General features: G+C 63.6%; 20 protein-coding genes and 1 pseudogene. 17 read left to right on the forward strand and 4 right to left on the reverse strand.

Annotated features, from left to right (window positions below):
• Positions 1-23: 23 nt before the first annotated feature.
• Complete coding sequence (locus tag SB756_RS20545; protein ID WP_341798942.1) at positions 24-194, reverse strand: hypothetical protein; 171 nt, start codon at positions 192-194, stop codon at positions 24-26.
• 217 nt (positions 195-411) lie between these two features.
• On the opposite strand from SB756_RS20545, the gene chrA reads away from it, so the two are divergent.
• A complete protein-coding gene (gene chrA / locus SB756_RS20550) occupies positions 412-1,629 on the forward strand; it encodes a chromate efflux transporter (RefSeq protein WP_410911623.1) in 1,218 nt (405 codons plus the stop codon).
• 102 nt (positions 1,630-1,731) lie between these two features.
• Here the strand turns inward: chrA and paaX are convergent, their stop codons facing one another.
• Positions 1,732-2,655, reverse strand: coding sequence for a phenylacetic acid degradation operon negative regulatory protein PaaX (gene paaX, locus SB756_RS20555; RefSeq protein WP_410911625.1), 924 nt, complete (start codon positions 2,653-2,655; stop codon positions 1,732-1,734).
• Between the two features lie 77 nt (positions 2,656-2,732).
• The gene (gene paaY, locus SB756_RS20560) at positions 2,733-3,332 is read right to left on the reverse strand and encodes a phenylacetic acid degradation protein PaaY (RefSeq protein WP_016499682.1); all 600 of its coding nucleotides are present in this window, start codon (positions 3,330-3,332) and stop codon (positions 2,733-2,735) included.
• Positions 3,333-3,685: 353 nt separating this feature from the next.
• Here paaY and paaF point away from each other — a divergent pair, with 353 nt between their 5' ends.
• The 16 genes and pseudogenes from paaF to SB756_RS20640 all read left to right on the forward strand — a co-directional run bounded on the left by paaF (position 3,686) and on the right by SB756_RS20640 (position 19,577).
• Positions 3,686-4,459, forward strand: coding sequence for a 2,3-dehydroadipyl-CoA hydratase PaaF (gene paaF, locus SB756_RS20565; protein ID WP_410911626.1), 774 nt, complete (start codon positions 3,686-3,688; stop codon positions 4,457-4,459).
• 34 nt (positions 4,460-4,493) lie between these two features.
• Positions 4,494-5,285 (forward strand): 2-(1,2-epoxy-1,2-dihydrophenyl)acetyl-CoA isomerase PaaG, encoded by a 792-nt coding sequence (gene paaG / locus SB756_RS20570; protein WP_410911628.1) that lies wholly within the window; start codon positions 4,494-4,496, stop codon positions 5,283-5,285.
• A 2-nt stretch (positions 5,286-5,287) separates the two neighbouring features.
• Positions 5,288-6,805, forward strand: coding sequence for a 3-hydroxyacyl-CoA dehydrogenase PaaH (gene paaH, locus SB756_RS20575; protein ID WP_410911630.1), 1,518 nt, complete (start codon positions 5,288-5,290; stop codon positions 6,803-6,805).
• Positions 6,798-7,238: a hydroxyphenylacetyl-CoA thioesterase PaaI gene (gene paaI, locus SB756_RS20580; protein ID WP_264363306.1), complete on the forward strand. Its 441-nt coding sequence runs from the start codon at positions 6,798-6,800 to the stop codon at positions 7,236-7,238. The genes paaH and paaI overlap by 8 nt, the downstream gene beginning before the upstream one ends.
• On the forward strand, positions 7,231-8,451 hold the full coding sequence (gene pcaF, locus SB756_RS20585; protein ID WP_410911632.1) for a 3-oxoadipyl-CoA thiolase: 1,221 nt from the start codon (positions 7,231-7,233) through the stop codon (positions 8,449-8,451). Before paaI ends, pcaF begins: the two co-directional genes overlap by 8 nt.
• A 121-nt stretch (positions 8,452-8,572) precedes the next feature.
• Positions 8,573-9,892 carry a phenylacetate--CoA ligase PaaK gene (gene paaK / locus SB756_RS20590; protein WP_410911634.1) on the forward strand — a complete coding sequence of 440 codons (1,320 nt, stop codon included), beginning with the start codon at positions 8,573-8,575 and terminating at the stop codon, positions 9,890-9,892.
• A gap of 215 nt (positions 9,893-10,107) precedes the next feature.
• Positions 10,108-11,097: a 1,2-phenylacetyl-CoA epoxidase subunit PaaA gene (gene paaA / locus SB756_RS20595; protein ID WP_049276226.1), complete on the forward strand. Its 990-nt coding sequence runs from the start codon at positions 10,108-10,110 to the stop codon at positions 11,095-11,097.
• Between the two features lie 25 nt (positions 11,098-11,122).
• A complete protein-coding gene (paaB, locus tag SB756_RS20600; RefSeq protein ID WP_004374528.1) occupies positions 11,123-11,404 on the forward strand; it encodes a 1,2-phenylacetyl-CoA epoxidase subunit PaaB in 282 nt (93 codons plus the stop codon).
• Positions 11,405-11,412: 8 nt separating this feature from the next.
• On the forward strand, positions 11,413-12,171 hold the full coding sequence (gene paaC, locus SB756_RS20605) for a 1,2-phenylacetyl-CoA epoxidase subunit PaaC (RefSeq protein WP_341795560.1): 759 nt from the start codon (positions 11,413-11,415) through the stop codon (positions 12,169-12,171).
• Entirely contained in the window at positions 12,158-12,691 is a 534-nt protein-coding gene (gene paaD / locus SB756_RS20610) for a 1,2-phenylacetyl-CoA epoxidase subunit PaaD (RefSeq protein WP_132845513.1), read from the forward strand. Before paaC ends, paaD begins: the two co-directional genes overlap by 14 nt.
• A gap of 15 nt (positions 12,692-12,706) precedes the next feature.
• Complete coding sequence (gene paaE, locus SB756_RS20615) at positions 12,707-13,783, forward strand: 1,2-phenylacetyl-CoA epoxidase subunit PaaE (protein ID WP_410911636.1); 1,077 nt, start codon at positions 12,707-12,709, stop codon at positions 13,781-13,783.
• A gap of 102 nt (positions 13,784-13,885) precedes the next feature.
• Positions 13,886-14,194, forward strand: a complete 309-nt coding sequence (locus SB756_RS20620) for a DUF485 domain-containing protein (RefSeq protein WP_016499671.1) — start codon at positions 13,886-13,888, stop codon at positions 14,192-14,194.
• A pseudogene (locus tag SB756_RS20625) lies at positions 14,185-15,753 on the forward strand (cation acetate symporter); the annotation flags it as partial. The gene SB756_RS20620 and the pseudogene SB756_RS20625, both read left to right, overlap by 10 nt.
• A gap of 39 nt (positions 15,754-15,792) precedes the next feature.
• A complete protein-coding gene (locus SB756_RS20630; RefSeq protein ID WP_410911637.1) occupies positions 15,793-17,025 on the forward strand; it encodes an OprD family porin in 1,233 nt (410 codons plus the stop codon).
• 37 nt (positions 17,026-17,062) lie between these two features.
• Positions 17,063-19,117, forward strand: coding sequence for a phenylacetic acid degradation bifunctional protein PaaZ (gene paaZ / locus SB756_RS20635; protein ID WP_341795557.1), 2,055 nt, complete (start codon positions 17,063-17,065; stop codon positions 19,115-19,117).
• Positions 19,118-19,277: 160 nt separating this feature from the next.
• Positions 19,278-19,577, forward strand: a complete 300-nt coding sequence (locus SB756_RS20640; RefSeq protein WP_341795556.1) for a hypothetical protein — start codon at positions 19,278-19,280, stop codon at positions 19,575-19,577.
• A 32-nt stretch (positions 19,578-19,609) separates the two neighbouring features.
• On the opposite strand, the gene SB756_RS20645 is transcribed toward SB756_RS20640, so the two are convergent.
• On the reverse strand, positions 19,610-21,232 hold the full coding sequence (locus SB756_RS20645) for a hybrid sensor histidine kinase/response regulator (RefSeq protein ID WP_410911639.1): 1,623 nt from the start codon (positions 21,230-21,232) through the stop codon (positions 19,610-19,612).
• Positions 21,233-21,332: the final 100 nt, after the last annotated feature.

Consider the following 21,332-nt stretch of genomic DNA (forward strand, 5'->3'; position numbering starts at 1 on the left):
TCATGCGCAGCGCCAGATTTCGCTCACCCCACCATCTGGGTGGTGAAGAGCATGACCGCCCAGGCCACGGCAACCGAGTCTGGGGTTGCGTTGCGCCGAATACGGAAGACAGTCAGCGCCCCCAGAGGCAGGCGTGTGACACAAAGGCCCAGCACCATGGACAAGACGGTAGCAACGGTAGGGAGATCGCTCATGCTGCCTCTTGCTGATCACGACTCTGGACAGCGTAGGTGGCGAACACCAAAATTCGCACAAATGAGTACGGGTAGTCAGGGGGGCTTGGCGCAAGATCTTCAGTCCCTGGGAATACGGGCGCCGCGCGGTCGGCGCAGGATTTACGCGCTACGACAGGCCTCATGGCAGGCTGTCCGAACTAAAAAACCACAGCGTCACTAGCCCAAGGAGCCTGCCTTGTCAGAACACACTCAGTGCGGCGTGAAGCCCAGCGACTCTGCCTGGTCGGTGTTTTTGGTGTTCTTGCGCCTGGGGCTGACGTCTTTCGGTGGCCCCATCGCGCATCTGGGTTACTTTCGTGAAGCATTTGTCGCGCGCCGCCAGTGGCTCAGTGAGCGCAGTTATGCCGAGCTGGTCGCCGTGTGCCAACTGCTTCCCGGCCCCGCCAGCAGCCAGGTCGGCATTGCTCTGGGCCTTTCGCGGGCGGGGTTCGCGGGCGCTGTCGCCGCGTGGGCAGGGTTCACATTGCCATCGGCCATCCTGTTGACGCTGTGTGCTCAGGGCCTGGGTGCATGGGGAGGTGGCGCCCCAAGTGGCCTGTTGCACGGCCTGAAAATCGTCGCAGTTGCCGTGGTGGCCCAGGCGGTGTGGGGCATGGCACGTAGCCTTTGCACCGATGTTGCACGGGTAACCATCGCCCTGTTCGCTGCCTGTACCGCGCTGTTGTTACCCAACGCAATCGGGCAAATAGCCGTGATCTCAGGCTCGGCCATCACAGGCTTGATCCTGCTCAAGCCTCCGGGCTCCCCTGCAGGGGAAGAGCTGCCGTTTTCAGTCAGCCGAAAGGCCGGGCTGGCTGCGCTGGTAGTGTTCTTTGCCTTGTTGATCGGCTTGCCGCTATTGACCCGCATCTGGCCCTCGCAAGCACTGGCAATGGTCAACGCCTTTTATAGCGCAGGCTCACTGGTATTCGGCGGCGGGCATGTCGTTCTACCGTTGCTGGAGTCGGCCACAGTAGCCAATGGCTGGGTCGCAAATGACACCTTTCTGGCAGGTTATGGCCTGGCGCAGGCCATACCGGGCCCACTCTTCACGTTTGCAGCCTTTCTGGGCGCCTCGATGAGCGTGCAGCCATCCGGCTGGGTGGGCGCGACCGTTGGCATTCTCGCCATTTTCACCCCCTCCTTCCTGTTGGTGATCGGTGTGGTTCCCTTCTGGGAAACACTGCGGCGCAGCGCCCGCAGCCAGTCAGCGCTTGCCGGGGTAAACGCCGGCGTGGTCGGACTTCTGCTGGCTGCCTTGTACCAACCGGTGTGGACGAGCGCCATCGCCAAGCCAGCAGACTTGGCATGGGCGCTGATCGCCTTGATGGCCCTGATGTTCTGGAAGTGGCCGGCATGGTTGGTTGTCCTGGGCTGCGGCGTGTTCGGTTGGCTGCTCAGCAGCACCTTCTAGAGGCCGTTGAGACAGTATTGGGCAGCTCACTACAAAGGAAGCGACACGACGGCAGCCAGCCCACCAGTGGCCCTGCAATTGCCCTGGCTGTAGCATTTTTGTTCAGGCCAGCCCGCCAAAGCGCTGGTAGAAACCCTCGTTCACATCCGGCAAAGGCCCGTCGGCCGTCTCCAGCGCCGCATTCAGCCACTCCTCTGCCTTGGCAAACACCAGCCGATACAGGTTACGGCACAACTGCCGCGCAGCTCTTCCCTCCCAATCCCCTGGCAGCAGCTCGTCTGGCAGTTGCGGGTCGCGCAACAGCAGGCGCCGGTACTCGTGAATCAGCAGGGTGCGCGCCAGGAAGCAATCTTGCGCATCGAGCAATTGCTGCTCTTTCAGGCTCTGCCACAGCGGCCTGAACAGCTGGATGAACTCGCTGTACTGCTGCCCCAACTCATCGATACGCCAGCTCTCCCGCACCTGTGCGCGCATGGCCTTGGACGCGAGCACTTCCTGGGTGTGGGTTTCGAAGACGATACTGTCGTCGCTGGCTTCCAGGTCACGCAAGGTTGCGGTCAGATCAGCGCGGTCTGCCCGTGGGCAGCCAAGCAGGTTCGGCGCCATGGCGCCAAACCCCTGCCATTCCAGCTCTTCACGCAAGGCCTTGCGCTTGCCGGCCTCAAGCTGCGACAGCAACACCAGCGTCCAGGCGCCATCCCAGGCCGGCTGGCTCGGGCTGTAGACACGTTTGAAGGCTTTTTCGAAACGGCGGCGGCCAGTGCCCGTCAGGCTGTAGTAACTGCGTCGGCCAACCTTTTCAGCGGTGAGCCAACCCTCTTTGGTGAGGCGAAAGATCGACGTGCGGATCAGTCGTTCGTTGATGCCGATCGGCTCCAGCAGGTTGATCAGGCTACCCAGCCAGACGGTCCCCCCATGGGGCTCGATGGCATCGCCGTACAAGGTGATGATCAGTGAGCTGGCGCGGATTGGCGTCTGCTCCTGAAAGCGAGTGATCAGGTTGTTCAGTGGGGCAAGATTGCTCATGGGCGAACTGTGCGCGGATAAAGCACCGACTATACCTGTGCGGCGGGCCGCCTGACCATTGCGTGACGCTACCAGGCTCATGCCGAAGCCTGGCCTTTGGGTCGGACACCGGTATCTTCCATGCGCGGGCGCCCTGGTTCGGCTTCGGCCAATGGCGGGCATTCGACCATGCTGTTCATGCAGCGCTGCGCCAGGTGCTGATACTCCGCCGTACCGCGCTGCTTCCAGGCCAACTCCTGTTCGCTCAAGGGCCGTTTGACCTGGGCCGGCGACCCCATCACCAGGCTTTGCGCTTCACATGCGAAGCCGGCTTTGACGAACGCCGTCGCCGCGACGATGCAGCGTGGTGCGACATGGGCGCCATCCATCACCACTGCGTTCATGCCGATCAAGGCGTCCTCGCCCACTTTGCAGCCGTGCAGCACAGCGCCATGACCGACATGTCCGTTTCGTTCTACCACCGTGTCGCCACCCGGAAAACCATGCATTACACAGGTGTCCTGCAAGTTGGCGCCCTCTTCCAGCACGATGCGGCCGAAATCACCCCTGAGCGATGCCAAGGGCCCTATGTAGCAACGTGGGCCGACGATGACGTCGCCAATCAGTACTGCGCTTGGGTGCACATAGGCTGTGGGGTGAACCACAGGCGTCAAGCCGTCCAGTCGATAGCAAGGCATGGAAGCTCCAGAAATGATTTGAAATGGCACCCGATCTTGTATCAAAAAATATTTGGTCGTCAATCGGCGTGGTCGTGTATCGCTTTCTATTCGCTAGGCTTTTCCTGCAAAAATGGCAATAAGATCAGCGAATTCGCCATGATCAGCGCCGAATACGTCATTTTCACTGCACGACAGCAACACTATAGTTCGCATAAAGAGATACACGAAACAATTTCCAGTATTGCATTCACGTATCACGTAATGCATATACTGACCCCCACCTGGTCGTGATCCAGCGTCACGCCCCTGCAAACAATTCCAAGAAATGCCGGCCCCACGATGTGCCGTGCGTGCAGCCAGAGGAACCCGACATGCCGCGATATCTCGATGTGCCGGCGCCGGAAAACGGCGTTCAGCTCATTACCCTGCAACGGCCCGAGGCACTGAACGCCCTGTGTACCGAGTTACTGGCAGAGCTGGCCACTGCGCTCGACGCAGCCGCCCGGGATGACCAGATAGGCGCTGTGGTGCTCACCGGCAGCCGCAAGGCGTTCGCCGCAGGCGCTGACATCCGCGAAATGGCCGAGCGCGACCTGGTCGGCATCCTCAACGACCCTCGAGTAGCCCACTGGCAACGTATCGCCGCGTTTGCCAAGCCGCTGATTGCGGCGGTCAACGGCTACGCCCTGGGTGGCGGTTGCGAATTGGTGATGTGTGCCGACATCGTCATCGCCGGTACCGACGCCCGCTTCGGCCAGCCGGAGGTCAACCTCGGCATCATCCCCGGTGCTGGCGGCACACAGCGCCTGTTGCGTGCCGTCGGCAAGCCGCTGGCCATGCAGATGGTGCTGACCGGCGAAGCCATCACCGCCCGTCACGCCCAGCAAGCCGGCCTGGTCAGCGAAATAACCCAGCCCGAATTCACCGTAGAACGCGCCATGCAGATCGCCCGCAACATCGCCGCCAAGGCGCCGCTGGCAGTGCGCCTGGCAAAAGAGGCGCTGCTCAAGGCCGGTGATACCGACCTGGCCAGTGGCCTGCGCTTCGAACGCCATGCATTCACCCTGCTGGCCGGCACCGCCGACCGTGACGAAGGCATTCGGGCCTTTCAGGAAAAGCGCCCGGCGCGCTTCCAAGGCCGCTGATCATTTACCCCTCGACTGACGGAGCGAGTCTGTCATGACTTTCCAGCACATCCTGTTTTCCATCGAGGACGGCGTCGCCTTCCTCTCCTTGAACCGCCCCGAGCAACTGAACAGCTTCAACGCCGCCATGCACCTTGAAGTGCGCGAAGCCCTCAAGCAAGTTCGCCAGAGCAGTGATGCACGGGTGCTGTTGCTGACGGCTGAGGGCCGCGGCTTTTGCGCCGGCCAGGACCTGTCCGACCGTAACGTCGCCCCAGACGCCGAGGTGCCAGACCTGGGCGAATCGATCGACAAGTTCTACAACCCGTTGGTACGCACCCTGCGCGACCTGCCGCTGCCGGTGATCTGTGCGGTAAATGGTGTGGCCGCCGGCGCCGGTGCCAACATCCCACTGGCCTGCGATCTGGTGCTGGCCGCCCGATCGGCCAGCTTCATTCAGGCATTTTGCAAGATCGGCCTGGTGCCGGACTCTGGTGGTACCTGGTTGCTGCCGCGCCTGGTCGGCATGGCGCGGGCTAAAGCACTGGCCATGCTGGGCGAGCGGCTTGGTGCCGAACAGGCCCAGCAATGGGGGCTGATCCACCGCGTGGTGGACGATGCCGCACTGCGCGACGAAGCCCTCACCCTCGCTCGCCAGCTCGCCAGCCAGCCCACCTATGGCCTTGCGCTGATCAAGCGCAGCCTCAATGCCAGTTTCGACAACGGCTTCGATGAACAACTGGAACTCGAGCGCGACCTGCAACGCTTGGCCGGGCGCAGCGAGGACTACCGTGAAGGCGTGAGCGCCTTCATGAACAAGCGCACACCCGCATTCAAGGGGCGCTGAACATGGGCGCACTCGCAAGCACAGTGCAAGTAGCGGTGATCGGTGCCGGTGCCATGGGCGCCGGCATCGCCCAGGTCGCAGCCCAGGCCGGTCACCCGGTAAAGCTTTACGACAACCGCCCGGGGGCTGCCGCCCAGGCAGTGACCGGTATAGAACGGCAACTCGCCCGGCTCGTGGAAAAAGGCAAGCTGCAGGCCGTAGAGCGCGAAATGATCAGCCTTCGGCTATGCCCGGTCGACACGCTCGAAGCATTGGCTGATGCCGGCCTGGTGATCGAAGCCATCGTCGAGAACCTGCAGGTCAAGCAGGCGCTCTTCAGCCAGCTAGAAGCTCTGTGCACGGCTGATTGCATCATGGCCAGCAACACTTCGTCGCTGTCCATTACCAGCCTGGCTGCAGGCCTTGCACGCCCGCAGCAGGTGGTGGGCATGCACTTCTTCAACCCGGCACCGCTGATGGCGCTGGTCGAGGTGGTGTCAGGCCTGGCAACCGAACCGGCAGTGGCCGCGTGTATCTACGACACCGCCCAGGCCTGGGGCAAACAGCCGGTGCACACGCGCTCGACACCGGGCTTTATCGTCAACCGTGTGGCACGGCCTTTCTATGCCGAGAGCCTGCGCCTGCTACAGGAAGGCGCAGCGGACTGCGCCAGCCTTGATGCGCTGCTTCGCGATGCGGGTGGCTTCCGCATGGGGGCCTTCGAGCTTACCGACCTGATCGGCCACGACGTCAACTACGCCGTTACGTGCTCAGTGTTCGATGCGTTCTATGGGGACTTCCGCTTCCAGCCTTCACTAATGCAAAAAGAGCTGGTGGATGCCGGCCGCCTCGGCCGCAAGAGTGGCCAAGGCTTCTATAGCTACGCCGAAGGCGCGCAGCGCCCAGCGCCGGCCGAACTGCACAGCCCCGCCACCGCCGAAGCCTGTGTTATCGAGGGGCATCTGGGTGTGCTGCAGCCACTGGCCGAACGCCTGCGCCGTAACGGCATTGCCGTCACCCAGCGCGCCGGCAGCGGCGTGATCCTGGTCGGTGATGCCACACTGGCACTATCCGATGGCCGCCTCGCCAGCCAGCGCGCCCGTGAAGATGGCCTGCGCAATCTGGTCCTGCTCGATCTCGCGCTGGACTACAACACAGCCTCGCGTATTGCCATCAGCTGGTCGGCCGATACCAGCGAAACCGCTCGCGACCAGGCTGTGGCCCTGCTGCAGCGGGCCGACCTCAAGGTTACTGCGGTCGCCGACCTGCCCGGCCTGGTGGTACTGCGCACCGTGGCAATGCTCGCCAACGAGGCCGCCGATGCAGTGCTGCAGGGCGTCGGCAGCGCCGCCGACATCGACCTGGCCATGCGCGCCGGTGTCAATTACCCCTGCGGCCCGCTGGCCTGGGCGACCAACATCGGTATTGCCCACACCCTGCGCGTGCTCGACAACCTGCAGCGCAGCTATGGCGAGAGCCGCTACCGCCCTTCCCTGTTGTTACGTCGCTGCGAGGCCAAAGGAGGCACCCTGCATGACTGAACTCGAACTGGCACAAGCCTGTGCCGACGCCATGTATGCCCGCGACCCGGCCACCCAGGGCCTGGGCATCAGCCTGCTGGATGCCGGCCCGGGCCGGGCAAGCCTGCGTATGACGGTACGCGCCGACATGATCCAGGGTCACGGCACGTGCCATGGCGGGTTCCTTTTCGCCCTGGCCGACTCGGCGTTTGCTTTTGCCTGTAACAGCTATGACCAGGCCACCGTGGCGCTGGGCTGCAGCATTGACTACCTGGCCCCGGCATTGCGCGATGACGTGCTCACCGCCGACGCCAGCGAGGTCAGCCGCAAAGGCCGCACCGGCCTGTACGACGTGCGCATCCACAACCAGCGCGGTGAGCTGGTGGCGATGTTCCATGGCAAATCCTACAAAGTGCGCGGCACCGTGCTGGCGCAGGAGACGCAAGATGACTGAACACAACCTCGCCGATGCCTTGATCATCGACGCCGTGCGCACCCCCATCGGCCGCTATGCCGGGGCCTTGAGCGGCGTACGTGCCGACGACCTCGCCGCCATCCCGCTGAAGGCCTTGATCCAGCGCCACCCCGAGCTTGACTGGAAAGCGATCGACGACGTGATCCTCGGCTGTGCCAACCAGGCCGGCGAAGACAACCGCAACGTGGCGCACATGGCCAGCCTGCTGGCCGGGCTGCCGATGGAAGTGCCCGGGACCACGATCAACCGACTGTGTGGTTCCGGCCTGGACGCCATCGGCAACGCGGCCCGCGCCCTGCGCTGCGGTGAAGCCGGGCTGATGCTGGCTGGCGGCGTAGAGTCGATGTCGCGTGCACCCTTCGTGATGGGTAAGTCGGAGCAGGCGTTCGGCCGCGCAGCGGAGTTGTTCGACACCACCATCGGTTGGCGCTTCGTCAACCCACTGATGAAGGCTGCCTACGGCACCGATTCGATGCCGGAAACTGCCGAGAACGTGGCTGAACAGTTTGGCATTTCCCGCGTCGATCAGGATGCCTTCGCCCTGCGCAGCCAGCACAAGGCGGCTGCAGCTCAGGCCTGCGGCCGCCTGGCGCAAGAAATCGTACCGGTCGAGATCCCGCAGCGTAAAGGACCGGCCAAACGGGTGGAGCACGACGAGCATCCGCGCGGCGACACGACGCTGGAACAACTGGCCCGCCTCGGCACGCCATTCCGTGAGGGCGGTAGCGTCACCGCCGGCAATGCCTCCGGCGTCAACGACGGCGCCTGTGCACTGCTGCTGGCCAGCAGCGCCGCTGCCCGGCGCCATGGCCTGAAAGCCCGCGGTCGTATCGTCGGCATGGCGGTGGCCGGCGTTGAGCCACGGCTGATGGGCATCGGCCCGGTACCCGCAACCCGGAAGGTGCTTGAGCTTACGGGATTGTCGTTGGCCGACCTGGACGTCATCGAACTCAACGAAGCGTTCGCCGCCCAGGGCTTGGCAGTGTTGCGCGAGCTGGGCCTGGCCGACGACGACCCCCGGGTCAACCGCAACGGCGGAGCCATCGCCCTCGGACATCCACTGGGCATGAGTGGTGCCCGTCTGGTTACAACCGCCCTCCACGAGCTGGAAGTAACCGCCGGGCGCTATGCCCTTTGCACCATGTGCATCGGGGTTGGCCAAGGCATAGCCATGGTCATCGAGCGCCTCTGAGCGGGTCAGACCATCAGCCTGTTACCGAACCGAACGCAGCCGTATATGCTGCGCTCATGACACTCACCGCGTGGCTTGCAACCGCTGGCGCGCGGCGTACAAGAACAATTCGAGTGAAGCCATGAACATGTACCATGATGCCGACCGTGCCCTGTTGGACCCGATGGAAACCGCCAGTGTCGACGCCCTGCGCCAGCACCAGCTGGAGCGCCTGCGCTGGAGCTTGAAGCACGCCTACGACAATGTGCCGCTGTACCGCCAGCGCTTTGCCGAATGCGGCGCCCACCCCGACGACCTCACGTGCCTGGAAGACCTGGCGAAGTTCCCCTTCACCGGCAAGAACGACCTGCGCGACAACTACCCCTACGGGATGTTCGCCGTCCCCCAGGAAGAGGTGGTGCGCCTGCATGCTTCCAGCGGCACCACCGGCAAGCCGACGGTGGTCGGTTACACCCAGAATGACATCAACACCTGGGCCAACGTCGTGGCGCGCTCGATCCGTGCGGCCGGCGGACGCAAGGGCGACAAGGTGCATGTTTCCTACGGCTATGGGCTTTTCACTGGCGGGCTTGGTGCGCACTACGGCGCCGAGCGCCTGGGCTGTACGGTAATCCCGATGTCGGGTGGCCAGACCGAGAAGCAGGTGCAGCTGATCCGCGACTTTCAGCCCGACATCATCATGGTCACACCGTCCTACATGCTCAACCTGGCCGACGAGATTGAGCGCCAGGGCATCGACCCGCATGACCTCAAGCTACGCCTGGGCATTTTCGGTGCCGAACCTTGGACCGATGAACTACGCCGCTCGATCGAGCAGCGCCTGGGCATCAATGCCCTCGACATCTATGGTTTGTCGGAAATCATGGGCCCCGGGGTGGCCATGGAATGCATCGAAACCAAGGACGGCCCGACCATATGGGAAGACCACTTCTACCCCGAAATCATCGACCCGGTCACCGGCGAAGTATTGCCAGACGGTCAGCTGGGCGAACTGGTGTTCACGTCGCTAAGCAAAGAGGCGCTGCCGATGGTGCGCTACCGCACCCGTGACCTCACCCGCCTGCTGCCCGGCACCGCCAGGCCGATGCGGCGGATCGGCAAGATCACCGGGCGCAGTGACGACATGCTGATCATTCGCGGCGTCAATGTGTTCCCGACCCAGATCGAGGAACAGGTATTAAAAATAAAACAACTTTCCGAGATGTATGAGGTTCATTTGTATCGCAACGGCAACCTGGACAGCGTAGAGGTGCATGTTGAGTTGCGTGCGGAGTGCCAGCACCTCGATGAAGGCCAGCGCAAGCTGGTTATCGGGGAGCTGAGCAAACAGATCAAGACCTACATCGGCATCAGCACCCAGGTGCACCTGCAGCCTTGCGGCACGCTCAAGCGTTCCGAGGGCAAGGCGTGCCACGTGTACGACAAACGGTTGGCCAGCTGATTCATTCGGCTGCCTTTTCGGCCCCGGCATAGTCCGGGGCTTTTTTTTGCGTTTTATGCGCGCTTGCAGGTGCCGCGCAACCCCTGTGGGAGCGGGTTTACCCGCGAAGAGGCCGAAAAGCGATACACAAATCTTATCTGATACACCTAATACTGTTTGACGTTATGTTTTGTATCGCTTACAAATGACTCATGCCTTAGCAGGAGTCGCACCACATGTACGCACAGCTAGTGGAAACCGGAGTCAAGCGCGTCAAGTCGCTGGAAGAAATGTCCCCCGAGGAACGCAACTTCCAGGAAAAGATCGACGCCGAAATCAAGATCGAAGCCAAGAACTGGATGCCCGAGGCCTACCGCCAGACCTTGATCCGGCAGATTTCCCAGCACGCCCACTCGGAAATCGTCGGCATGCTGCCCGAAGGTAACTGGGTCACCCGCGCGCCTAGCCTCAAGCGCAAGCTGCAACTGATGGCAAAGATCCAGGACGAGGCCGGCCACGGCCTGTACCTGTACAGCGCCATGGAGACCCTGGGCGCCGACCGCGACGAGGAGATCGCCAAGCTGCACAGCGGCAAGGCGAAGTATTCGAGCATCTTCAACTACCCCACCCTCAGCTGGGCCGACATGGGCGCAGTGGGCTGGCTGGTGGATGGGGCCGCAATCGTCAACCAGGTGGTGCTGCAGCGCACCTCCTATGGCCCCTACTCCCGCGCAATGGTCCGTATCTGCAAGGAAGAGAGCTTTCACCAGCGCCAGGGCTACGAAATCCTCCTGACCATGATGCGTCACGGCACACAGGCCCAGCGCGACATGGTCCAGGACGCGATCAATCGCCTGTGGTGGCCATCGCTGATGATGTTCGGCCCCAGCGACGAACACTCCCCGAACAGCGCACAGTCCATGGCCTGGAAGATCAAGCGCCAGACCAACGATGAACTGCGCCAGCGTTTCATCGACCAGACCGTGCCGCAGCTCGAACTGCTCGGCTGCACCGCCCCCGACCCGGAACTGAAGTGGAACGCCGAGCGCGGTCACTACGACTTCGGCGAAATCCAGTGGGACGAGTTCTACGAAGTGATCAAGGGCAACGGCCCGTGCAACCAGGAACGTGTCGCCACCCGCCGCAAAGCCATCGAGGACGGCGCCTGGGTACGCGAGGCCGCCGTGGCCTACGCGCGCAAGCAACAGAACAAGAACGCCGCCTGAGCGGCGATTGATGCGGAGATCGAAAATGTCTGTCTGGACCCTCTACGAAGTGTTCGTGCGCAGCAAGCACGGCCTTAACCACAAGCATGTCGGCAGCGTGCACGCCGCCGATGCCGCCATGGCCATCGAAAATGCCCGCGAGCTGTACACCCGCCGCAGCGAGGGCGTCAGCCTGTGGGTGGTGCCTTCGGCGCTGATCACCGCCTCCTCCCCCGACGAGAAAGACCCGCTGTTCGCTCCTTCGGACGACAAGGTTTACCGCCATGCCAGCTTCTACGAGCTGCCCGATGAAGTCGGACACATGTGAGGTTGGCCATGCACAACGAAGCCCTGATCCCTTACCTGTTGCTGCTCGGCGACAGTGCCCTGGTCCAAGGCCAGCGCCTCTGCGAATGGTGTGGCCACGCCCCTGCCATCGAAGAAGAGCTGGCCCTGATGAACGTTGGCCTCGACCTGGTCGGCCAGGCGCGCAACTGGCTGGAATACGCAGCCGAAGTGCTTGACGACGGTCGCGACGCCGACGCCCTGGCCTTCCGCCGAGACGAGCGCGCCTACCGCAACCTGCTGCTGGTCGAGCAACCCAACGGTGATTTCGCCGTGACCATGACCAAGCAGTTCCTCTACGACGCCTGGCACTTCGCCGTGCTACAGGGCTTGGTCGGGTCCCGCGACGAGCGTATCGCCGGTATCGCCGCCAAGGCACTCAAGGAAGTCACCTACCACCTGCGCCGTTCCAGCGAGTGGGTACAGCGCATGGGGGGCGGTACAGAAGAAAGCCGCCAACGCATGCTCGCCGCCATTCCGGCACTGTGGCGCTTCACCGTCGAACTGACGGCCGCCAGCGACAACGAGGTGCGGTTGGCCGAAGCGGGTATTGCCGCCGCCCCGGCAACTGTGGGTGCCGCGTGGCTCAAACAGGTGAGCGAGACTTTCGCTTCGGTCGAGCTGCCGCTGCCCAAGGCTGCCAGCCACTTCTACCTGGACAGTCGCAAAGGCCTGCACACCGAGCACCTGGGCCTGCTGCTGGCCGAGATGCAGTTCCTGCCCAGGGCATACCCCGATGCAACCTGGTGAGCTGATTGCCGGCGACCGTGGCGCGCGGCCGCCACGCGGCGACGACCTGGCCCGGGCCTGGGAGGTCCTTGCCCAGGTCATGGACCCGGAAGTGCCTGTGGTCAGCGTGGTCGACCTGGGAATAGTCCGCGACCTCGACTGGCGCGCCGGCCACCTGCACCTGGTGGTCACGCCGACCTACTCCGGCTGCCCGGCCACTGAGGTGATCGAGGGTGATATCCGCCAGGCGCTGGAGCAGGCGGGCTTCCCCGCACCGGATCTTGAGCGCCGGTTGACCCCGGCCTGGAGCACCGACTGGATCAGCGCGCTGGGCCGCGAGCGCCTGCGCCTCTACGGCATCGCTCCGCCGCAAGGCAGCGCCAGCAAGCGCAGCCTGCTAGGAGAAGCACCCCAAGTGTGCTGCCCGCAGTGCGGCAGCGCCCATACCGAATTGCTCAGCCAGTTCGGTTCCACCGCTTGCAAGGCGCTGTACCGCTGCCGCGAGTGCCTGGAGCCGTTCGACTATTTCAAATGCATTTGAGCCGTGGAGAACGCCATGAGCCAGTTTCACAGCCTGACCATCAAGCAAGTGCGCAACGAAACCCGTGATGCGGTTTCGATTGCCTTCGACGTGCCCGAGCACCTGCAGGCGCAGTTCCGCTTTACCCAGGGCCAGTACCTGGTCATGCGCACGCAACTGGACAACGAAGAGGTCCGCCGCTCTTACTCTATCTGCAGCGCCGTGCAGGACGGCGAGCTCCGCGTGGCCGTCAAGCGCGTGCCAGGCGGGCGTTTCTCGGCGTTTGCCAACGAAGTGCTCAAGGCCGGCCAGCAACTGGAGGTGATGCCGCCAGCGGGCAGCTTCTTCGTGCCGCTGGACGCTGCCCGCCAGGGCAATTACCTGGGCGTGGCCGCTGGTAGCGGCATTACCCCAATCCTGTCGATTATTGGCACCACCCTGGACAGTGAGCCGCACAGCCGCTTCACCTTGCTGTACGGCAACCGCTCCAGCTCTGGCGCGCTGTTCCGCGACAAGCTCGAAGACCTGAAAAACCGCTACCTCGACCGGCTGAACCTGATTTTCGTGTTCAGCCGCGAGCAGCAGGATGTCGACCTGTACAACGGTCGCATCGATGCCGACAAGTGCGGCCAGCTGTTCTCCCGTTGGCTGGATGTGCCAGGCCTGGACGCCGCCTTCATCTGCGGCCCCCAGGCGATGACCGAAACCGTACGTGACAGCCTGCAGGCCAATGGCCTGGGCAAGGAGCGCATCCACTTCGAGCTGTTCGCCGCCGCCGGCAGCGAAACCCGCCGCGAAGCCCGTGAGGCCGCGCGCCAGGTGGATTCCGCGCTCAGCCACATCACCGTGATCAGCGACGGCCGCGCCCTCACCTTCGACTTGCCACGCAACACCCAGAACGTGCTGGACGCCGGCAACGCCATCGGTGCCGAGCTGCCCTACTCGTGCAAGGCCGGCGTGTGCTCGACCTGCAAGTGCCGGGTGATCGAGGGCGAAGTGGAAATGGACAGCAACCATGCCTTGGAAGACTACGAAGTGGCAGCCGGGTATGTGCTGTCGTGCCAGACCTACCCGGTGAGCGACACGGTGGTGCTCGATTTCGACCAGCTTTAAGACCGCGCCGCCTGCTTCGCGGGCGCGCCCGCGAAGAGGCCCTTTGCCGCAACACCCGCGTGACCTCAACAAAACAATTACAAAACCAAGAGATCGCTTGCCATGACACCCGAACGCATAGAAAGCATCGCCAACCATCCCGATTTCCAACACCTGGTGCGGCGTAAGCGCCGCCTCAACGGCAGCCTGACCCTGGCCATGCTGGTGATCTACTACGGCTTCGTCCTGTTGGTGGCGTTCTCTCCCAGCACGCTTGGCCAATCCCTTAGCGGCGGTGTGACCACCGTCGGCATGCTGGTGGGGGTGCTAATGGTGCTGCTGTCCTTCGCCCTGACCGGCATCTACGTACACCGCGCCAACAATGTGCTCGACCCGCTCAACGAAAAGGTCAAGCAGGAGTGCGCACAATGAACTGGACCGCCATCTCGATGTTCATGGTGTTCGTCTGCTTCACCCTGCTGGTCACCCGCTGGGCGGCCTTGCGCACCCGCTCGGCCAGCGACTTCTATACCGCCGGTGGGGGCCTGACCGGCATGCAGAACGGCTTGGCGATTGCCGGCGACATGATCAGCGCCGCCTCCTTCCTGGGCATTTCCGCAATGATGTTCATGAACGGCTATGACGGCCTGTTGTATGCCCTGGGCGTGCTGGCCGGCTGGCCGATCATTCTGTTCCTGATTGCCGAACGCCTGCGCAACCTGGGCAAGTACACCTTTGCCGACGTAGTCAGTTATCGCCTGGCACAAACCCCGGTGCGCCTGACTTCGGCGTTCGGCACCCTGGTCGTGGCGCTGATGTACCTGGTGGCGCAGATGGTCGGCGCCGGCAAGCTGATCGAGCTGCTGTTCGGCATCAGCTACCTGTACGCCGTGATGCTGGTCGGTGTACTGATGGTTGCCTATGTCACCTTCGGCGGCATGCTCGCCACCACTTGGGTGCAGATCATCAAGGCGGTGATGCTGCTGTCGGGCACCAGCTTCATGGCCTTCATGGTGCTCAAGCACTTTGGCTTCAGCACCGAGGCCATGTTCGCCAGCGCCGTGGCCGTGCATGCCAAGGGCCAGGCCATCATGGCCCCGGGCGGCCTGCTGTCCAACCCGGTGGATGCCATTTCCCTCGGCTTGGGCATGATGTTCGGCACCGCCGGCCTGCCGCATATCCTGATGCGCTTCTTCACCGTCAGTGATGCCAAGGAAGCACGCAAGAGCGTGTTCTACGCCACTGGTTTCATCGGTTACTTCTACCTGCTGCTGATCGTCATCGGCTTTGGTGCCATCGTGATGGTCGGCACCGAGCCGTCCTACCGCGACGCCACCGGTGCAATCATTGGCGGCGGCAACATGATCGCCGTGCACCTGGCCCAGGCTGTCGGTGGCAACCTGTTCCTTGGCTTCATCTCCGCTGTGGCCTTTGCCACCATCCTGGCCGTGGTCGCCGGCCTGGCGCTGTCCGGCGCATCGGCGGTCTCCCACGACCTGTATGCCTGCGTGATCCGCCAAGGCAAGGCCACCGAGCAGGAGGAAATGCGCGTATCGCGTATTGCCACCCTGCTGATCGGCCTGCTGGCGGTGCTGCTCGGCCTGATGTTCGAGTCGCAGAACATCGCCTTCCTCTCCGGCCTGGTGCTGGCGGTGGCTGCCTCGGTCAACTTCCCGGTACTGCTCCTTTCGATGTTCTGGAAGGGCCTGACCACTCGCGGCGCGGTGTGCGGCAGCATGGCCGGCCTGGCGTCGGCGGTGCTGCTGGTGGTACTGGGCCCGGCAGTGTGGGTCAACGTGCTGCATCACGAGAAAGCGCTGTTCCCGTACAGCAACCCGGCGTTGTTCTCCATGAGCCTGGCATTCCTCAGTGCGTGGGTGTTCTCGGTTACCGACAGCTCCGAACGTGCCAGTGAAGAGCGAGGCCGCTACCTGGCCCAGTTCATCCGCTCCATGACCGGTATCGGCGCTGCCGGCGCCAGCAAGCACTGACCTCAGGGACGAACAACCATGTCGGGTAAAACAACAACAATGAACCGCACTCATTTCATGTCAGCCGCCTGCCTGGCCACTCTTGCGTGGCCAGTGCCGGCGATGGCCGATTTCATCGGCGACAGCCACGCACGGCTGGAGCTGCGCAACCACTACATCAACCGCGACTTTCGCCAGAGCAACGCCCCGCAGGCCAAGGCAGAGGAATGGGGCCAGGGCTTTACCGCCAAGCTGGAGTCCGGCTTCACCGAGGGCCCGGTCGGCTTTGGCGTTGACGCCATGGGCCAGCTGGGTATCAAGCTCGACTCCAGCCGCGACCGCCGCAATACCGGGCTGCTGCCCTTCGGCCCGAACAGCCACGAACCGGTTGATGATTACAGCGAACTGGGCCTGACCGGCAAAATCCGCGTGTCCAAAAGCACCCTGCGCCTGGGCACCTTGCAGCCAATCTTGCCGGTGGTGGTCTACAACGACACCCGCCTGCTCGCGTCCACCTTCCAGGGCGGCCTGCTGACCAGCCAGGATGTCGATGGCCTAACCTTCAACGCCGGCCGCCTGACCAAGGCCAACCTGCGCGACTCCTCGGGCCGCGACGACATCGGCTATGGCGCTGCCAGCAGTGACCACCTGGACTTTGGCGGTGGCAGCTACGCCATCACCCCGCAAACCAGCGTCAGCTACTACTACGCCAAGCTCGAGGACATCTACCGCCAGCAGTTCGTCGGCCTGATCGATACCCGTCCCTTGAGCGAAGGCGTGAGCCTGCGCAGCGACCTGCGCTACTTCGACAGCCGCAACGACGGCGCCGAGCTTGCCGGCAACATCGACAACCGTAACTTCAACGCCATGTTCACCCTCGGCGTGCGGGCGCACAAGTTCACCGCCACCTGGCAACAGATGTCGGGCGACAGTGCCTTCCCGTTCGTCAACGGCGGCGACCCGTTCACCGTCAACCTGGTGACCTACAACACCTTCACCCGCGCCGGGCTGGACTCCTGGCAAGTGCGCTATGACTACGACTTTGTCGCGATGGGCATCCCCGGGCTGAGCTTCATGACCCGCTACACCGACGGCCGCCACGCCGAAACCGCCACGGTCAGCAATGGCCGCGAGCGCGAGCGCGACACCGACATCACCTACGTCATCCAGAGCGGCCCGTTCAAGGACGTCAGCCTGCGCTGGCGCAACGTCACCTTCCGTTCCGGCAATGGCCTGACCAACGCCGTTGACGAAAACCGCCTGATCATCGGCTACACCCTGGCGCTGTGGTAACAGCGCCCCCTTACATTTGAACAGCATGGAGAACAGCATGTCTGCCGCCCCTACCCTGCAAAGCTTCATCGCCGGCCGCTGGCTCGGCCAGCACGGCGCCCAGGCCCTGCGCAGCGCCCTCGACGGCCACGTACTGGCCTACAGCCACGAAGAGCGCCCGGACTTCGCCGAAGCCGTCGACTTCGCGCGTGCTCGCGGCCTGGCCAGCCTGATGGCCATGGACTTCCAGCAACGCGCTGCACGCCTGAAAGCGCTGGCCCTGTACCTGGCCGAACGCAAGGAGCAGCTGTACACCCTGTCGCACCATAGCGGCGCCACCCGTGCCGACAGCTGGATCGACATCGAAGGCGGCAACGCCACGTTGTTCGCCTATGCCGGCATCGGCAGCCGCGAGCTGCCGTCGGGCAACCTGGTACACGAGGGCCCGGCCATCCCGCTGGGCAAGCAAGGTCACTTTGCCGGCAGCCACATCCTGGTGCCGCGCGCAGGGGTGGCGGTGCACATCAACGCCTTCAACTTCCCCATCTGGGGCATGCTGGAAAAGTTCGCCCCGACCTTCCTGGCGGGCATGCCGTGCATCGTCAAGCCGGCAACTTCCACCAGCTACCTGACCGAAGCCGTCGTCCGCCTGATGAACGCCTCCGGCCTGCTGCCAGAGGGCAGCCTGCAATTGGTGATCGGCAGCACCGGCGACCTGCTCGACCGCCTGCAAGGCCAGGACGTGGTGACCTTCACCGGTTCCGCCGATACCGCCGCCAAATTGCGCGTCACGCCGAACCTGATACGTAATTCGGTACCGTTCACCGCCGAAGCCGACTCGCTGAACTGCGCCATCCTCGGCCCGGACGTAACGCCAGACAGCGAAGAGTTCGACCTGTACATCAAGGAGGTGGTGCGTGAAATGACCACCAAGGCCGGGCAGAAGTGCACCGCCATCCGCCGCGCCATCGTGCCGGCCAAGCACATCGACGCCGTTGCCACGCGCTTGCGCGAGCGTTTGAGCAAGGTGGTAGTGGGTGACCCGTCGCTGGAAGGCGTACGCATGGGCGCCCTGGCCTCTCACGACCAGCAGCACGACGTGGCCGAGCGGGTGCGCAGCCTGCTAAAGAGTTGTGATCAGCTGTTCGGCGCCAGCGATGGCTTTGCTCCGCGTGGCGAGGGCGTGGCCGAGGGTGCATTCTTTGCCCCGACCCTGCTGCAGGCCCGCGATCCGCATGCCGAAGGCGGCGCCCACGATATCGAAGCGTTCGGCCCGGTCAGCACGCTGATGGCCTATGACGATCTCGACGAAGCTTTGGCGCTGGCCGCCCGAGGCAAAGGCAGCCTGGTGGCGACACTGGTCACCGCCGACCGCAGCATCGCTGCCAAGGCCATTCCGGTGGCGGCTGCCTGGCATGGCCGCCTGCTGGTACTCGACAGCGAAGCCGCCAAGGAATCCACCGGCCACGGCTCGCCTCTGCCGCAGCTCAAGCATGGCGGCCCGGGCAGGGCCGGTGGCGGCGAAGAGCTGGGTGGCTTGCGCGCGGTCAAGCACTACCTGCAACGCGCCGCCGTACAGGGCTCGCCAAGCATGCTTACGGCAGTCACCGGCGAATACGTACGCGGTGGTGAAGTGATCGAGACTGAAGTGCACCCGTTCCGCCGCTACTTCGAGCAGCTGCGCATCGGTGAATCCCTGCTCACCCATCGCCGCACCGTCACCGAAGCAGACCTGGTCAACTTCGGCTGCCTGTCGGGTGACCACTTCTACATGCACTTCGACGAAATCGCCGCCAAGCAATCGCAGTTCGGTAAACGCATTGCTCACGGTTATTTCGTTCTGTCGGCAGCTGCCGGCCTGTTCGTCTCGCCTGGCGCCGGGCCAGTACTGGCCAACTATGGCCTGGACACCCTGCGTTTCATCAACCCGGTGGGCATCGGCGATACCATTCAGGCGCGCCTCACCTGCAAGCGCAAGATCGACCAGGGCAAGACCAGCCCGCTGGGCCAGCCGCAGGGTGTGGTGGCGTGGGATGTGGAGGTGACCAACCAGCTGGGTGAGCTGGTGGCCAGCTATGACATCCTGACCTTGGTGCTGAAACAGCCTGAGTGATTTGTTGACCTCGCGTGCCTCTTCGCGGGTAGATCGGACCGCGAAGAGGCACGCACAGGTTACATAAAGGCCAAGGGCCACCTCGTACATCTGCCCTAATCGCCCACCTCGCCCCTCGGCGTTATAGTCCAGCGATAACAACGCCAAGGAAGCTCGCATCATGCACGCCCTCAAGCTCGTCCTCAGTGCCGCCCTCCTGGCCGGCGTCGCCGGCTGCCAGACCATCAAACCCTCCGAAGACACGCTCAAGCAGCGCACCGAGTTCATTCTGAACACCAAGGTTTCGAACGTCGCCGACGTGCGCAGTGACAGCACCATCACCTACTACACCGCCACCACCGCCAAAGGCCGGTACGAGTGCCAGATGCCCAGCGGTGGCATCGTCGCGTTGGCCGGCATGGGCCTGTACGAGCCAACGCCCTCCTGCATGAAGGAAGGCCAGGCGGTCATCCTGCAATAACCCACGCACAGCCCCTGCGCCCTTGCGCCGGTCTAAAGCGCCGGCGCCGCAGGCTCCTCGCGCAATGCGCGCAGGGCCGCACGCAGTTCAGCTGGGCGTACCGGCTTGGAAAGCACGGCGATATTGCGCTCATGCACCGCTGCCTGAATCTTCTCCGGGTCATGCCCGGTCATGATCAACGCGGGTACGTCCCAGCCGCGCTGGGCCCGCAACTGGTCGATGCAGTCGAGCCCGGTTGCCTCCTGCCCCAAGTCATAATCGGCAACGATCACTTCACAATCGCTGCTCAAGCCAGCAGGCGAACTATGCGCCTCCACTTCGCACCCCCAGCGCTGCAGCAGCGCCGAGGTCGCCCGCAGCACATTGTGGTCGTCTTCCACCAGGCATACCCGCAAGCCGCCAAGCAGGCCGGCCGCTGCCGGCGAGCGCTCGCCCACAACCAGGGCTGGCTGAGCGCTGAGGCGCGGCAAGCCTTGCAGGCTGACCGCCGTGCCGTGGCCTGGCCGCGAACGCAGCTCTACTGTCAGGCCCATCAGATGCCCCAGCCGGCGCACAATCGACAAACCCAGGCCCACACCCTCGACATCGTTGTCGCGTACCTGGCGTACCCGGTAGAACTCTTCGAACACCAGCCGCTGATGCGCTTCGTCTATGCCTCGCCCCTGGTCATAAACGACGATGGCAAGGCCTTCGCCGCAGCGCCGTACCCCCAGCAGCAGCGGGCGATGCGCTGCATATTTGAAACAGTTGGACAGTACGTTCTGCACCATGGTCGTCAACATGCCGCGGTCGGTGCACGTCCAGTACGCGCAGGGCCGCAAGCGTATCTCCACCCCCGCCCAGCGGGCGGGCTCGGTGTTCTGACGCACCAGCTCCGCCAGAAATCCGGCCAGGGCGAATGTCTCGCTGCGCGGTTGCACGCGCCCGTTGTCCAGGGTGTAAAGGTCGAGAATCGAGCGAAAAAGCTGCGATACATTGAGCAGCGAGCGGTCGATGCTGTCCACCAGTCGCCGCTCCTCTTCGCCCAGCTGCGCCTCGCGCAGGCATGCCGTGAACAGGCCGATAGAGTGAATTGGTTGGCGCAGGTCGTGGCTGGCCTGCGCCAAGAAGCGGGATTTCTCGCGGTTGGCCGCCGCAGCCTGTTCAGAGGCCTTGCGCGTGCGCTCCAGCAGCAGGTGCGCATACACCGGGATGACCGTGCTGGTGGTAAGCAACATCAACACCATGAACGGGTTGGCCTGCCAGTAAGGCGTGATCTGGTACACCACCAGCAACGCCGCCAGCGCCAACACCGTGGCAATCGCCAGGTAGCGCGAGCCGAAGCGCATGCCGTTGCCCAGGTTCACCCACACCATCACCGCATAGATCGGCAACGCCGCCTCGCCACCTACCACCAGGCCGAAGCAGGTACCGGTATAGTCATGCACCATGCCCAGTACCCGTCGCCAAGGGTAATTCCCGGGCCAACGGGCAATGGCCTGGCGCAAACCGATGGACACCAGCACAAAGGTGACGATGTAGTAGATGACCGGCAGATAAGGCGCAAGCGAGCTGCCCGGCAGAAAGCCCAGCACGGTCATGTAGACCAGCGCACAGCAGGCGACGATCACGCGCAGGTTGGCTTGATCGAGTTCGTTGTTCTTGTCCAGGTCCATGGCCAGCCTCCCTGTGCACGGGGTCGCATTGCTGCCATCCGTAGGCAGCACCCTTTCTCCGAGGCTGCTAAATTAGCATGGCCTTCTACACTTGCGGCTA

The organism is Pseudomonas sp. SIMBA_068, from assembly GCF_046534705.1.
Lineage (GTDB): Bacteria > Pseudomonadota > Gammaproteobacteria > Pseudomonadales > Pseudomonadaceae > Aquipseudomonas > Aquipseudomonas putida.